This is a genomic window from Cupriavidus phytohabitans (genome assembly GCF_000426345.1).
Lineage (GTDB): Bacteria > Pseudomonadota > Gammaproteobacteria > Burkholderiales > Burkholderiaceae > Cupriavidus.
Map to the genome: position 1 here is coordinate 43,626 of NZ_AUFE01000044.1, position 14,571 is coordinate 58,196.

Sequence of the window (14,571 nt, forward strand, 5' to 3'; positions counted from 1 at the left end):
CGGAACAACAATCTCCTGAAGTTTAGGAGCGCTATGGCGCGGCATGGTGCTGCATTGAGGGCGCTGGACGGAGCATGCTGCTGTTATGTGGGTTGCGGCAGCAAGATCTGTGGCGCGATTAGTCCGAATGTCGTGCCGGGCGCCGGGCGGTCGCGCCTTGCAAGGCGATGCGATCGCACGGACGCCTGCCGGAAGTGCGAACGTGCCTGCCAGTCGAAGAAAATCTGTCCGGACCCATGTTGATCCGCGTTTGCTGCAGCGCGCTAGCGGTGCGTCATGGACGGTCTGGCGCCCACCGTCGGTGCATACCGCAGGACATGCCGCAGCGCCCCTGACAAACCGCAGTTTCACCGCGTGCCGCGAGCGATCTTCCCAACAAACGCCGAGCACCTGCGTGCTTTAATCCATTCGGAATCAAGACTCTCTTCTGCGCGCAACAACGCAGGTTCCCTGGAACCCACCATTGAGGATCAGAAGCCATGACGTTCCGCCCAAAATACATCACCTTCGACTGCTATGGCACGCTGACGCGCTTCCGCATGGCAGAGATGACGCGCGAACTGTTTGCCGATCGGATTTCGACGGAACACATGGAGCACTTCATCGCCGACTTCAGCGCCTTCCGGTTCGATGAGGTACTGGGTGACTGGCAACCCTACGAAGTGGTGCTGAAGAATGCCGTGCGCCGCCTGTGCAAGAAGTGGAAGATCCAGTACCTGGACAGCGATGGCCAACAGTACTACGACGCCGTGCCGACGTGGGGTCCGCACGACGATGTTCCGGCGGGGCTGGCCAAAGTGGCCAGGGAAATCCCGCTGGTGATCCTGTCGAATGCCGCCGACGCCCAGATACAGAAGAATGTGGCCATGCTCGGTGCGCCGTTTCACCGGGTCTACACCGCGCAGCAGGCCCAGGCGTACAAGCCGCGCCTGAAGGCCTTCGAATACATGTTCGACTCGCTCGGCTGCAATCCCGAGGACGTGCTGCATGTGTCGTCGAGCCTGCGTTACGACCTGATGTCGGCCCATGACATTGGCGTCGTGCACAAGGTGTTCGTGAACCGTGGCCATGGTCCTGGCAACCCGGCGTACCAGTACACCGAGATTCAGGATATCGCTGGCCTGCCTGGCGTAGTGGGTCTCTGAGGTTCCTTCCCGCTGTTGGCCTGTCTGTCCAGTCCAAGGACCGGTTCAAGGACCGGCTTGGCCAGCCTTGTGCTTTCACTGCGCATACTCTTTCGCCCCTCGCTGTTTCCCCGCAGCGGTTTCTCTCTTATTAGACCAATCAGGAGCACAACCATGAACGATAGCCGCAACGAGTTTGAAAAGCTTGTCGGTCCCAGCGATAGCCTTCGGGTGATGGACCTGCTCAAGCGCGGCGCGACTCGGCGTGACGTTCTTGCGATGCTGCTGGCGGGAGGCATGCAGGCCACGCTCGCAGGGAGCCTGGCCGGCGCGGCCGTCACGGCCCACGCGCAGACGCCAAGGAAGGGCGGCCGACTCCGCGTGGCCGTTGGCACGGCAGCCGCATCGGATACGCTCGACCCGGCCAAGCAGTCGAACCAGAACGACTATGTGCGCTGTAACATGGTCTACAACGGCCTGACCTGGCTCGATGCGAGCCTGACGCCAAGGGCCGCCCTGGCCGAATCGTTCAACACGACGGATGCGAATACGTGGGTCTTCACACTGCGCAAGGGCGTGACCTTCCACGACGGCAAGGCATTGTCGCCGGCCGACGTGGTCTACTCGATCATGCGCCACAAGGACCCAAGCACCGCTTCCAAAGGCAAGGTGCTGGCCGAGCAGATCGAGAGCGTGAAAGCCACCGGCCCGAACGAGGTCACGGTGGTATTGACGAGTCCCAACGCCGATCTGCCGGCGATCCTTGGGACTTCGCATTTCCAGATCGTCAAGGACCGTACCACGGACTTCTCTGCCGGCATCGGAACGGGGCCATACAAGCTCAAGGAATTCAAGCCTGGGGTGCGCACGCTGGTGGTGCGCAACGAGGCTTACTGGAAGCCGGGCAAGCCCCACCTCGACGAGATCGAGCTGGTGGGGATCGCCGACGACAGTGCACGTATCAACGCGCTGTTGTCGGGCGGGATGGATCTGGTGGGCATGGTCAATCCGCGCTCCGTGGCCCGGATCAAGGGTACGCCAGGCTACTCGGTGATGATCACGCAATCCGGACAGTACTCGGACCTGGTCATGCGCAAGGACGTTGGCCCTGGCACTAACCCCGACTTCGTGATGGCGCTGAAGTACTTGCTGGACCGCCAGCAGATGAAAAAAGCCATCGCGCTCGACCACGCCGTCATCGGCAATGACCAGCCGATCGACCCCACCAACCGGTTCTACTTCAAGGATCTGCCGCAGCGCGCCTTCGATCTGGACAAGGCAAAGTACCATCTGCGCAAATCCGGCGTGACGGGCAAGGTGCCGGTGGTGACGTCGCCGGCCGCCCTGTACTCGGTGGAGATTGCGATGGTGCTGCAGCAGACCGCGCAGCGTGCGGGGCTGGACCTCGATATCAAGCGCATGCCTGCCGACGGCTACTGGTCTAACCATTGGCTCAACAGCCACGTCGGATTCGGTAACGTGAACCCGCGCCCCAGTGCCGACACCATTCTCACGCAGTTCTTCAAGTCCGATGCACCGTGGAACGAATCGCGCTGGAAGAACCCGCAGTTCGACCAATTGCTGCTTGCCGCGCGGGCGGAGACGGATTTTGCAAAGCGCAAGCAGATGTATGCCGACATGCAGACGATGATCCATGCGGAAGCGGGCATCGGTATCCCCTTGTTCCTGGCCAGCGTCGATGCACATTCCTCGAAACTGAAGGGCTTGTCGCCGATCCCGCTTGGCGGCCTGATGGGCTATTCGTTCGCCGAGCACGTCTGGCTTGACGCGTGATGTGGGAGATGGCGAGGTGCTGCCGGCTCCCGCCCTTCACCTGCGCCGACAAGGCAATCGAACAGAGGAGACTGACCACGTGAGCACATTTCTTTACAAGGCTGATCCGGTGCGGGGCCGGCAGTGGGCTGAGATCTTTGCGCGGGAGCAACCGGATCTCGAGTTCCGCATCTGGCCGGACATCGGCGATCCGGAAAAGGTCAGATACCTGGCGGCCTGGGTACCGCCCGACGACCTGGAGCAACGCCTGCCCAACCTGCAGGTAGTGTTTTCGACAGGCGCCGGCATCGACCAGTTCGACCTGAGCGCGATCCCTGCCGACGTGCCGCTGGTGCGGATGATCGATCCGGGTATCGTCGAAGGCATGGTGGAGTACGCCGTGTTCTCGGTCCTCGCACTGCATCGGGATATGCCGGCGTATCGCCGGCAACAGGCCCAGGCCTCGTGGCACCCGCTGCAGGTCCGGGCCGCGCATGAGCGGCGCATTGGCGTGCTGGGATTGGGCGCGTTGGGGCAGTCGCTGCTGGAGCGCCTGCGGTTGTTCGGATTCGATTGCGCGGGGTGGGCCAGGTCGCAGCGCAGCATCGAAGGCGTGACGTGCTTCGCTGGCGCCGAGTCCCTTGACGCTTTCCTCGCGCGCACCGATATCCTGGTTTGCCTGTTACCGCTGACGGAGGAAACGCGCGGGATGCTTGGGAGCCGCGTGTTCAACGCATTGCCGCGCGGAGCCGGGCTTGTGCACGTCGGGCGTGGGCAACACCTGAATACTGCCGATCTGATGGCGGCCCTCGATACAGGTCAACTCGGTGACGCGATTCTTGACGTGACATACCCGGAGCCGCTCCCGGCCGACCATCCATTGTGGCGCCACCCCAAGGTCTGGATCACGCCGCATATTGCCAGTGTTACGCGGCCTGTTACGGCCACCAGGGCCGTGCTGGACAATATCCGCCGCTTTGAGCGCGGCGCGCCGCTCATCGGGCTGGTCGATCGCGCTCGAGGGTATTGAGAGCGCGCGGCGCCGATAAATCAGCACGGCATAAGCTCACACACAGTGAATCAAGAATTCCATGGTGTGGTCTGGCGGAAGCAAAAAAAAATAGATAGGGATAGATTTGCAACAGCAGGATTGTTGCGTATTTGTGGGCGTTAAAAAAAAGCAAAGCAGAATTTGCCGAGCCATTCCAAGAAAGGCAAACAATCTGCTTACCATCATTCGAGGAAACGATTTCATGAAATTGAAGCTCCTGGCCATGTCCGCCGCCTTGCTGGCTGGTTCCGGCGCATACGCGCAGTCCGGCGTGACCCTGTACGGGGTTGCCGATGTGGGTATCGAGTACCTCAACCACGCCGTGGCTTCGACCGGCACCGTGCCGGCCGGCGCGCAGAGCCACAATCTCTGGGCCATGCAGTCGGGAAATCAGTCCGGATCGCGGTGGGGATTGCGCGGCGTGGAAGACCTGGGAGGGGGACTGAGCGGTATTTTCCTGCTCGAAAGCGGGTTCAACCTTGATACCGGCACGTCGGGACAAGGCGGCCGTCTGTTCGGACGGGGAGCCTACGTTGGCCTGAAGAACCAATGGGGCCAGCTGACGCTGGGCCGGCACACGACCCCGTTCTTTGACTTTGGCGTCTACTACGACCCGATGGCCATCGCGGCCCGTTATTCCTCCGGCGCGCAGGACCCATACATGGGCGGAGCGCGCGCCGACAACTCCGCGAAGTATATGGGCAAGTTCGGCGGACTGAGCGTGACGGCCCTGTACAGCCTCAACAGCAACAACCAGGAGGTGGCAGGCAATTTCACCAATGGACGTTCGTACTCGCTGGCGCTCAGCTATGACGGCGGCCCGTTCTCGGTCGGCGCCATCTACGACCAGTCTAACCGGTCCGCCCCCACCGCGCTTTCGACCGATAGCCTGATTCGCCGAGCCGCGGTGGCCGGCACCTACACACTCGGTCCGGCCAAGCTCTACGCAGGATATCGCTACGCGCATGCGTTCAACGGGGCTACGCTGCCTGGCGTTGCCGTGACGAACACGGTGTCGAACCTCGGCTGGTTCGGTGTTGGCTACCAGGTGTTGCCGGCACTGTCGGTGACCGGCTCTGCGTACTACCAGAACCTGCGTGAGGGGAATGCCGGGAATCCGTGGCTGTTCGTCGCGCTGGTCGACTATACGCTGTCGAAGCGCACCGATATCTACACTTCGGTTGCGTACTCGCTGAACCGCGGCAAATCCAATCTCGGTGTGGTCGGGTTCAACGACCAGCTCGGTGCGAGCAGCGAAGCGGTTCGCCCGGGTGCCAACCAGTTTGGCGCGATCGTTGGCATTCGCCACAAGTTCTGAACGCACATCCCATTCGCGCCGACCCCGGGGGCGCAAGCTGAATCCCCGGGGTCAGGCCTCGATCCGTCAGCACAAACAGCGCGCTAACTGATCGGCGTGCAATCTTCAATCAGCTGACAGCCTTCCATTCGCTCAAAGATATAGCCATGTCCAACATCGCCCCGTTGAACCAGGACTCCGGGCTCTTTCACCCCCCCGTGCATTTTGTGGAACACGCCAGAATCTCCGGCATGGAAGGCTACCGGGCCCTGTGCGCCGAGGCCGAAGAGGACTACGAACGCTTCTGGTCCCGGCATGCGCGCGACAACATCAGCTGGCACAAGCCGTTTACCCAGACGCTGAACCAGGATCATGCTCCCTTCTACCGCTGGTTCGAGGACGGCGAACTGAACGTCTCGTACAACTGCCTGGACCGGAACCTGGTAAATGGCAATGCCGGAAAGACCGCGATCATTTTCGAGGCGGACAACGGCGAGGTCAGCCGGATCACCTATGCGCAGCTTCACGCCAAGGTCTGCCAGGTTGCCAACGGCTTGCGTGCGCTTGGCATCGGCAAGGGCGACCGCGTAGTGATCTACATGCCGATGTCGATCGAAGGCATTGCCGCGATGCAGGCGTGTGCGCGCATCGGTGCGGTGCATTCGGTGGTGTTCGGCGGCTTCTCGGCCAGGTCGCTGCGCGAGCGCATCATTGACGCCGGCGCGGTGGCGGTGATCACGGCTGACGAGCAGGTACGCGGCGGCAAGTGCCTGCCGCTGAAAGCCATCGTAGACGAGGCGTTGGGCCTGGGCGGTTGCGAGACGGTCAGGCGCGTCGTCGTTTACCGGCGCACGGGCGCCGACATCGGCTTCGTCGCCGGGCGCGACTTGTGGCTGGATGACCTGGTCGCCGGCCGGGACGCATCCTGCGAGCCGGAATGGGTCGACGCCGAACATCCGCTGTTCATCCTCTACACCTCGGGTTCCACCGGCAAGCCCAAAGGCGTGCAGCATGCCTGCGGCGGCTATCTGCTGTGGGCAATGCTGACGATGAAGTGGACCTTCGACATCAAGCCTTCGGACGTGTTCTGGTGCACCGCCGACATCGGCTGGATCACCGGCCACACCTACATTGCCTACGGTCCGCTTGCGGTCGGTGCAACCCAGATCGTGTTTGAAGGTGTGCCGACCTATCCCGATGCAGGTCGGTTCTGGGAGATGGCAAGCAGGCATCGCGCCACCATCTTTTATACGGCCCCGACGGCGATCCGTGCGCTGATCAAGGCCTGCGACAAGGAACCGGCCGTGCATCCCGCGCAGTACGACCTGTCCTGCCTGCGCCTGCTCGGCTCGGTAGGCGAACCGATCAATCCCGAGACCTGGATGTGGTACCACGAGAACGTGGGCAACGGAAAGTGCCCGATCGTCGATACCTTCTGGCAGACCGAAACCGGCGGCCACATGATCAGCCCGCTGCCGGGTGCGATGCCGCTGCAGCCGGGATCCTGCACGTTGCCATTGCCCGGCATCATGGCGGCCGTGGTGGACGAAGCCGGCAATGAACTGCCCCATGGACAAGGTGGCATCCTGGTCATCAAGCGCCCGTGGCCATCGATGATTCGCACCATCTGGGGCGATCCGGAGCGGTTCCGGACCAGCTATTTCCCGCAGGACCTTGGCGGCAAGCTTTACCTGGCTGGCGACGGCGCGGTGCGCCATGACAAGACCGGCTATTTCAGCATCACCGGGCGCATCGACGACGTGCTCAATGTCTCCGGACACCGTATGGGAACCATGGAGATCGAATCCGCGCTCGCAGCGAACCAGCACGTGGCGGACGCGGCGGTGGTCGGCAAGCCGGACGACACAACTGGCGAAGCGATCTGCGCGTTTGTGGTGCTCAAGGATGTCCGCCCCCAGGGCGACGCAGCACAGCAGATGGCCCGGGAGCTGCGTGATTGGGTGGCCAGGGAGATTGGCCCGATCGTAAAGCCCAGGGAGATCCGTTTTGCCGACAACCTGCCAAAGACCCGGTCGGGCAAGGTCATGCGGCGCCTGTTGCGCCTGATCGCTCGGGGGGAGGAGATCACGCAGGATCTGTCTACCCTCGAAGATCCGGCGCTCCTCGAGCAACTGAGACAAGCGCAGTAATCCCGCCCGCCGACCGGCGTTCCGCACCATGAGCGAGGCCCGCGCGGTTGCCGGTCAATTCAGCAGCGGCCATGCGAAGAGATACGGGAACGGATGACGAAAGTCGTCAAGCCGAACCTATATGCGAAAGGACCAAACAAGGGCACTGGAACCGTGACCTGAAGGCAGAAGCAATGCAGCAGACGGATAAGATCAGGCAGCACCGGGAGAGCGCCAATGTCTCCTAAGCAACGTTGGACGGCGATGCGCGAGCGTTATCCCGCGCTGGGTGACTTTGGCTATGTCAGCATGATGCTCAATTCATCCATGCATCCCAGGACGCAGCATCGCGTTCTGGATTGCATCGAGGAACAGCGCGTATGGGAGTGGCGCGATGCGCCGGGCATCGGCATCACCCGCTTCGGACGCTTCGAACATTCCTGCTGCGTGACGTTTGCACGCAGGGGCCACGGCATCATGTACTACGTGAGTCAGGATGGGCGTTACCGCATGGAGGAAGCGCCGGCATTTGTCTCCGAGTTCGCGTCGTACCGGCAATAAGAATGAATGCGCATGGCGGAGCGGGGCATGGCGACACAGCCCGCCACGCTGCCACCGCTGCCAGGCTCAGCGTTGCCTGACGACCTGCCTGAGTGCGTTCACGAATACATCGAGATCGCTCTTGAAGGGAGCGCCGTGTCGAGCTTGCTCCACATGTTCACGTCCGGGTTCTGGCTGATCAGCCGATAAGCGTCGATCATTGCCTGTTCGACCACGAGCGGCGGCGGGCTGACCGCGGCGTTGTTGAGGTTCAGCAACGGCTGTTGCCTGGGATAGGGTCGCGAACTCGCTCCCACCATGATTGATCGGCGGCATGACTGCTCGGCATTCGGTATTCCTCGGATTATTTCTTCGAATTAAAAAGAAAGCGCCCGCTGGAGGCATGACTCAGCAAAGCGCCTGGTTGATCAGGGCAAACTGCTGCAGTGTGGAGTCGGCCTGCGGCACGCCATTGCGGGCCATGGCCACGACGGTGTCCACCTGAGGCAATCCCGCCTGCGCCAGCCAGTCCTGCAGCCCGCTGGTTCCGGTGACATCCACGCGCACGAAGGATCCGGCGCAGGCAGCTCCCCAGTGGGCGACCAGCGCCTTGGCGCGCTCGCTGTCGGGGGCCACCACCGGGCCGATCACATGGCCTCGGCCGAACCGGCGCAAGATCGAGAATCCGATAGCTTCGCCATTGCGTTCCAGTACGACAGTTTCGGCGATGGGGAGCAGTGCCTTCAGCAGTTCGCTGCGGAACATGCCGGTAGCGCGATTTGCCAGTGCGGTCACCGCGTCGATATCGCGCGGCTCGAACGGGCGGAGCCGTTCTCCTGCAGCCAGTGCCACCGGGCCGACGGCGTTCATCGTGCCCTGATGCTGGTGGATGGCGCCGGTCGCGACGAAGCCCAGGCGCTCATACAGCGGCTGCCCGGCAGGGGTTGCATTGAGCAGCGTGGTGCGGTCGCCCAGCACTTCGAGCACAAGGCGCATCAACTCCTTGCCGATGCCCTTGCCCTGATGTGCCGATGACACAATGATCATTCCCAGCGATGCCTGCTGCCCCTGCGTCCAACATAGCCCGGTGCCGATCACCGCGCCGGCTTCTTCGGCGACGAAGCCAGTTCCCAGGCGCAGGACGAATTGCCAGTCTTCGGCCCGATGGGGCCAGCGCAGCGCCTGCGACAAGGCATGTGCCGCTGGCACGTCCTGTTCGGTCATTGCACGGTAGGTCACTGATTCATTGATGTCGTGGCTTGGCATGGCGTCTTCCTTTAAGTACGAAAGCTATCTTGCCATGGTCGATATGCCTTTGACGGGGAAACGGACCGTGAAATGCGATTCCACATATTCCCCTCAACTTCCGCATCGGGACGCTGAGGTTATGCTGTCCAGCTGGTGTCAGACCGCATCCATTGCTAAAACCATGCGCGTGCCATCGGTTTGCGTACGCACTGCCACGTTCGCGCATGCGGGTACGGCCGATGCCTGCCCGACAGTATCCGTGGGCCACCTGCAGCAAATCATGCCGATTCTGAGTGCAAATGCAACTGTTTGTAGGTTTGCGGGCAATCTGAACACGATATGTCGCAGGCGCGGTGGTGCTGTAATTCTCTGAGCGCGGCCAGCGCTGCGCGGTTCCATATCCTCCTATCAAAGGATTGCGCGAGCCACACCAACGTAATCCTCACGAATCACGAGAACCGGTCATGTCGAGCTTGCAGGGCGCCACGTTGCGCGCCACCCCCGCTTCTTTCGTCGATCTGCGCGCGTTTGCGCAAGATCAGGCCCTTGGTATTCCCTTCCCCCGGCCATCCACGGAAAACGACTTCCTGTCCAGCCGCCGCTTGTTGGACCTGCCGCCGGGGCCGGTCACTGTCGGCGTCATCGCCCTTGATGCCGGCACCGGGACGGTGATGGCACAGCCGGCGGATGAATTCATCATCGTCAGCGAGGGCAAGTTGACCCTGACGCAGCAGGGCCGTACCGTTGCATTGAGCCCGGGCAACAGCGCCATGTTGTTGCATGACGCCGAGTTCAGCTGGTCTGCTGACGGCCCGGTGTCGGTCATCTTCATGCGCTACGGCATCAGCCAGCCTGGGGCGCGCGCGGTCCTGCCGATCGCGGAAGCACCGACGCTGGTGCCGACGGGCACGCCCGCCGCAGAATTGCTGCTCACGCCGACGCCCGCTTGTCGCAACTTCACCGACTATCGCTCCGAGGACACCCAGTTCGTCTGCGGCACCTGGGATTCGACGCCGTACCATCGCCGGGCGATGTCCTATCCCCACTATGAGCTGATGCATCTTTTGGCCGGCAGTGTGACGTTTGAAGACGAGACGGGCCGGCGCGGAACGTTCTCGCGAGGTGACATTTTTCTTGTCGAGCAGCACGCGCAATGCAGTTGGGAAAGCCGCGAGCATGTGGCCAAGGTTTATGCAATCTTCCGGCCCGCCTAGGCGGGATGGCTTGCCGTTGTACTTCGGTGGTCTCCGCTTCCTTGTGAAGCCTTGCCCGCAGGCAGCGATGCCTGCGGTTTTTTTTTGGACAAGACGGAACTCGCCGGCTACGCCTGCCAAAGCGGACCACGTCCGCCAGGCACACCGGCCGGCCGCAACGCCCCAAGGCCATTCATCACTGGCACCGCGCAGAAACAGAGCGGTAGCGGTTCCCAACACTGAGTGGGCGGCATCGTGCTGGTGCAATCCGGGCGGGGCAAACGTGCCAGAGAACCCCAAAGCATTCGGGTTTCTCCTTAACTCGGAAGATTCGTTTGCGCCGGGCGTCAGTTTTGCAATTCGATGCGGAAGCGCCGTCCTTAACCGGGATAAATCTTGGGCATTCTTGTCTAGCATGGAAGGCATGAATCCACCCTTGGCGCCGACCTGAAAGCGCCCGTCATTCCGTGCAAGTATTTGACCCCCACACTGTCGCCGTATCCACCGGCCATTTCATTGGTGGACAGTTCGTGCCCGATGCCGGCCGTATTGCCGTGCGGCGTCCCTCTGATAGCCAGGTGCATGCCGAGCTTCCGTTGGCCGACGCCGCGGCGGTCGATGCTGCCGTGCAGGACGCTTGGAAGGCCTGGCGCACCAGCGACTGGGCGCGCCGGGCGCCGCGCGAACGGGCCCGCGTCCTGCGCCGATGGGCGGACCTGATCGAAGCGGACGTGCGCGGCCTCGCGCCGCTCGAAGCCGTGTGCTCGACCCGGCCGGTCCGCGATGCTACCGCATGGGATGTACCGTTCACGGCGGAGGGACTGCGGTTCTTCGCCGAGTATGCCGACAAGCTGGGCGGAGAGGTGGCGGCCACGCGGCACGATCACCTAGGCATGGTGGTAGCCGAGCCGTATGGCGTGGTGGGTGCGATCACGCCCTGGAATTTCCCGCTGGTGATGGTGTCCTGGAAGGTCGGTGCCGCGCTTGCCGCAGGCAACGCCGTGGTGCTGAAGCCTTCTGAACTGACGCCGTTCTCCGCGGTGCGCCTCGCCCAGTTGGCCATCGAAGCCGGCCTGCCGCCGGGCCTGTTCAACGTGGTGCAGGGTGACGGCGCGACGACGGGCGATGCGCTGACGCGCCACCCCCTGATCTCGAAAATGACCTTCACGGGATCGACGCGTACGGGCGCCGCGATCATGGCGACTTGCGCGTTGCAGGGGCCGAAGCCCGTAACGCTGGAACTGGGCGGCAAGAGTCCTCAGCTTGTATTCGATGATGCACCGGATCTTGACCGGCTGGCCGGCATCATTGCCGGCGCCATCACCGGCAATGCAGGACAGGTATGCGTCGCCGGCTCGAGGTTGATTGTGCAACGCGGCATCGCCGAAGCGCTGGTCGAGCGCATCGTGGCGCGCTTCTCCGGCCTGCTACCCGGTGCGACCTGGGATGATTCCACCACGCTGGCGCCGATTGTTTCGGCGGTGCAGGCGGCGCGCATCCTCGACATCGTGGAGCGTGCGCGTGGCAATGGCGCGGAACTGCGTTGCGGCGGTGGCCTCGTTGACGGCGGTCCGGGCGGGGCGTTCTTCAAGCCCACGCTGATCCAGGGCGTGAGCGCGGACAATCCTGCCGTGCTGGAAGAAATCTTCGGCCCGGTGCTGACAGTGCAAACCTTCGAGGATGAAGAGGAGGGTCTGGCGCTCGCCGCGCACGAGCACTATGGCCTCGCCGCAGGCGTTCACACTGCCGATATCGGCCGGGCGCTGCGCGCGATGCGCGGCATTTCCGCGGGCACGGTATGGATCAACCGCTATGGGCGCAGTGCGGACTTTGTCATCCCGACCGGCGGCTATCACCAATCTGGCATCGGCAAGGATCTCGGGCGCCAGGCGGTGGAGGCAAACCTGCGCTTCAAGAGCGTGCTGATCGATTTTGCCGCGAGGGGTAACGACAACCATTCCTGACCGCACGAACTGCCGTCTGGGTTTTTGAAAACCGCATCTTTTACGCGTCGTATTCGCCCATTTCCCGATAAATGGCGTGGGGACGCATGCTTAAATCGCCTCACATCAACGCTTTTGCTTGGGCCTGCCCACCAAACCAGGAGTACCACCATGAAGGATCGCTGTAACGAGTTTGCAAGCCTTGTCGGTCCCGGTGAAAGCCTTCGTGTCCTGGATGGCCTCAAGCGCGGCGCCACCCGGCGCGATGTGCTGAAGATGCTGCTGGCGGGCGGCATGCAAGCCACGCTGGCCGGTAGCCTGGCCAGCCAGGCGGTCGAGGTTCATGCGCAGACACCCCGGCGCGGCGGACGCATCCGCGTGGCCGCTGGCACGGCATCTGCGGCCGATACGCTGGATCCTGCCAAGCAGGCGAACCAGAATGACTATGTGCGCTGTAACATGGTCTACAACGGCCTGACCTCGCTCGATGCCAGCCTGACGCCGCGCCCCGCGCTGGCGGAGTCCTTCAACACCACCGATGCAAAGACCTGGGTATTTGCGTTGCGCAAGGGCGTGACGTTCCATGACGGCAAGGCGTTGTCGCCCGCCGACGTGGTGTACTCGGTCATGCGTCACAAGGACCCGGCCACCGCTTCCAAGGGCAAGGTGCTGGCCGAGCAGATCGAGAGCGTCAAGGCCACCGGTCCCGGCGAGGTTACGATTGTGTTGACTCAGCCGAATGCCGATCTCCCGGTGATCCTCGGGACGTCTCATTTCCAGATCGTCAAGGACGGCACCACCGACTTCAGCGCGGGCATTGGCACCGGACCCTACAAGATCAAGGAGTTCCGGCCCGGCGTACGCACCGTTGCGGTGCGCAACGACGCGTACTGGAAGCCAGGCAAGCCGTACCTCGACGAGATCGAGTTCGTTGGCATCGCTGACGAAAGTGCGCGTGTCAATGCGCTGCTGTCGGGCGAAATGGATCTGGTGGCCATGGTGAACCCGCGCGCCGTAGCCCGCATCAAGGGCACCCCTGGCTACGGGCTGCTGATCACCAGATCGGGTCAATATACCGACCTGATCCTGCGCAAGGATGTTGGCCCCGGCACGAACCCGGACTTCATCATGGGGATGAAGTATCTGCTGGACCGGCAGCAGATGAAACAGGCGATCGCACTCGGCAATGCCGTCATTGGCAACGACCAGCCCATCGATCCCACCAACCGCTTCTATTTCAAGGAACTGCCGCAACGGCCGTTCGATCCGGAGAAGGCGAAGTTCCATCTGCGCAAGGCCGGCGTGACGGGCAAGGTGCCGGTGGTGACGTCGCCGGCGGCGCTGTATTCGGTCGAGATGGCGCTGATGCTGCAACAGGCTGCCCGGCGCGTTGGCCTCGAACTCGACATCAAGCGCATGCCGGCCGATGGCTACTGGTCGAACCACTGGCTCAACAGCCCTGTTGGCTTCGGCAATGTGAATCCGCGACCCAGCGCCGATACGATCCTCACCCAGTTCTTCAAGTCCGACGCGCCCTGGAACGAGTCGCGCTGGAAGAACCCGCAGTTCGACCAGCTGCTGCTCGGTGCGCGCGCCGAGACTGACTTCGCCAAACGCAAGCAGATGTATGCCGATATGCAAACCATGATTCATGCGGAGGCGGGCATCGGTATCCCATTGTTCCTGTCCAGCATCGACGCGCATTCAACGAAGCTCAAGGGCTTGTCGCCCATCCCGCTGGGCGGTCTGATGGGCTATTCGTTTGCCGAGCACGTCTGGCTCGACGCTTGACCAGAGGAGGCTGGAATGGCCGCGTTCCAGGCACGGACCGTATTTTCGCCTGCGCCCGCGCATCGACGTCTCTGAGACAAGACCCTTACACGCGAGATTTTCTGAAGCAGATTCAAGTCAGGTATAGATTTTTCCCCCGGCGACGCGGCTGGAACAAGCCCGTCGCCACCTGCCGCGTCCAGTTTGCCGGCGTGAACCGCCGGTATGGATTCGGATCCATCCATTGGCCATCTGAAGAATGCCGATCCTGGCAGTGGTCCGCTCGCGCGCTGGCGAGACGGACTCGTCCGGGATGCCGTGAGCGACCTGATGGGGCGAACCATGCCCCGAACCACGGAAGTCACGGCCTGATTGATCAACTAGAAAGGAGACCTCATGAATGTGTTTATATTTCGTCTGCTGTCGCGGCGTGTCGGGCTGGCGCTGATCTCATTGCTGGCCGTCTCGGCCATCGTCTTCGCGATCACGGCGGTACTGCCCGG

11 protein-coding genes are annotated in these 14,571 nt (G+C 62.5%); 9 read left to right on the top strand and 2 right to left on the bottom strand.

Going from position 1 to position 14,571, the window contains the following annotated elements:
• The first annotated feature begins 479 nt into the window (after positions 1–479).
• The 6 genes from K309_RS0124855 (at position 480) to K309_RS0124880 (ending at position 7,935) form a co-directional block, all read left to right on the top strand.
• Positions 480–1,145: a haloacid dehalogenase type II gene (locus K309_RS0124855; RefSeq protein ID WP_029048923.1), complete on the top strand. Its 666-nt coding sequence runs from the start codon at positions 480–482 to the stop codon at positions 1,143–1,145.
• Positions 1,146–1,298: 153 nt separating this feature from the next.
• Entirely contained in the window at positions 1,299–2,918 is a 1,620-nt protein-coding gene (locus K309_RS0124860) for an ABC transporter substrate-binding protein (protein ID WP_029048924.1), read from the top strand.
• A 79-nt stretch (positions 2,919–2,997) separates the two neighbouring features.
• Positions 2,998–3,927 carry a 2-hydroxyacid dehydrogenase gene (locus K309_RS0124865; RefSeq protein WP_029048925.1) on the top strand — a complete coding sequence of 310 codons (930 nt, stop codon included), beginning with the start codon at positions 2,998–3,000 and terminating at the stop codon, positions 3,925–3,927.
• A gap of 223 nt (positions 3,928–4,150) precedes the next feature.
• Positions 4,151–5,266: a porin gene (locus K309_RS0124870; RefSeq protein WP_029048926.1), complete on the top strand. Its 1,116-nt coding sequence runs from the start codon at positions 4,151–4,153 to the stop codon at positions 5,264–5,266.
• A gap of 146 nt (positions 5,267–5,412) precedes the next feature.
• Positions 5,413–7,395, top strand: a complete 1,983-nt coding sequence (acs, locus tag K309_RS0124875; RefSeq protein WP_029048927.1) for an acetate--CoA ligase — start codon at positions 5,413–5,415, stop codon at positions 7,393–7,395.
• Between the two features lie 216 nt (positions 7,396–7,611).
• The gene (locus K309_RS0124880; RefSeq protein ID WP_156914449.1) at positions 7,612–7,935 is read left to right on the top strand and encodes a hypothetical protein; all 324 of its coding nucleotides are present in this window, start codon (positions 7,612–7,614) and stop codon (positions 7,933–7,935) included.
• Positions 7,936–8,033: 98 nt separating this feature from the next.
• On the opposite strand, the gene K309_RS40335 is transcribed toward K309_RS0124880, so the two are convergent.
• Together K309_RS40335 and K309_RS0124890 are read right to left on the bottom strand one after the other, a co-directional pair.
• Positions 8,034–8,192, bottom strand: a complete 159-nt coding sequence (locus tag K309_RS40335) for a hypothetical protein (RefSeq protein ID WP_198030852.1) — start codon at positions 8,190–8,192, stop codon at positions 8,034–8,036.
• A gap of 130 nt (positions 8,193–8,322) precedes the next feature.
• The gene (locus K309_RS0124890) at positions 8,323–9,180 is read right to left on the bottom strand and encodes a GNAT family N-acetyltransferase (RefSeq protein ID WP_029048929.1); all 858 of its coding nucleotides are present in this window, start codon (positions 9,178–9,180) and stop codon (positions 8,323–8,325) included.
• Positions 9,181–9,626: 446 nt separating this feature from the next.
• Between K309_RS0124890 and K309_RS0124895 the strand changes: the two genes are divergently transcribed.
• From K309_RS0124895 to K309_RS0124905, 3 genes are all read left to right on the top strand, one after another.
• Positions 9,627–10,376: a cupin domain-containing protein gene (locus K309_RS0124895; RefSeq protein WP_029048930.1), complete on the top strand. Its 750-nt coding sequence runs from the start codon at positions 9,627–9,629 to the stop codon at positions 10,374–10,376.
• A gap of 446 nt (positions 10,377–10,822) precedes the next feature.
• Positions 10,823–12,319 (top strand): aldehyde dehydrogenase family protein, encoded by a 1,497-nt coding sequence (locus K309_RS37340; protein WP_035878346.1) that lies wholly within the window; start codon positions 10,823–10,825, stop codon positions 12,317–12,319.
• 150 nt (positions 12,320–12,469) lie between these two features.
• Positions 12,470–14,089 (top strand): ABC transporter substrate-binding protein, encoded by a 1,620-nt coding sequence (locus K309_RS0124905; protein ID WP_029048931.1) that lies wholly within the window; start codon positions 12,470–12,472, stop codon positions 14,087–14,089.
• Positions 14,090–14,571 lie beyond the last annotated feature (482 nt).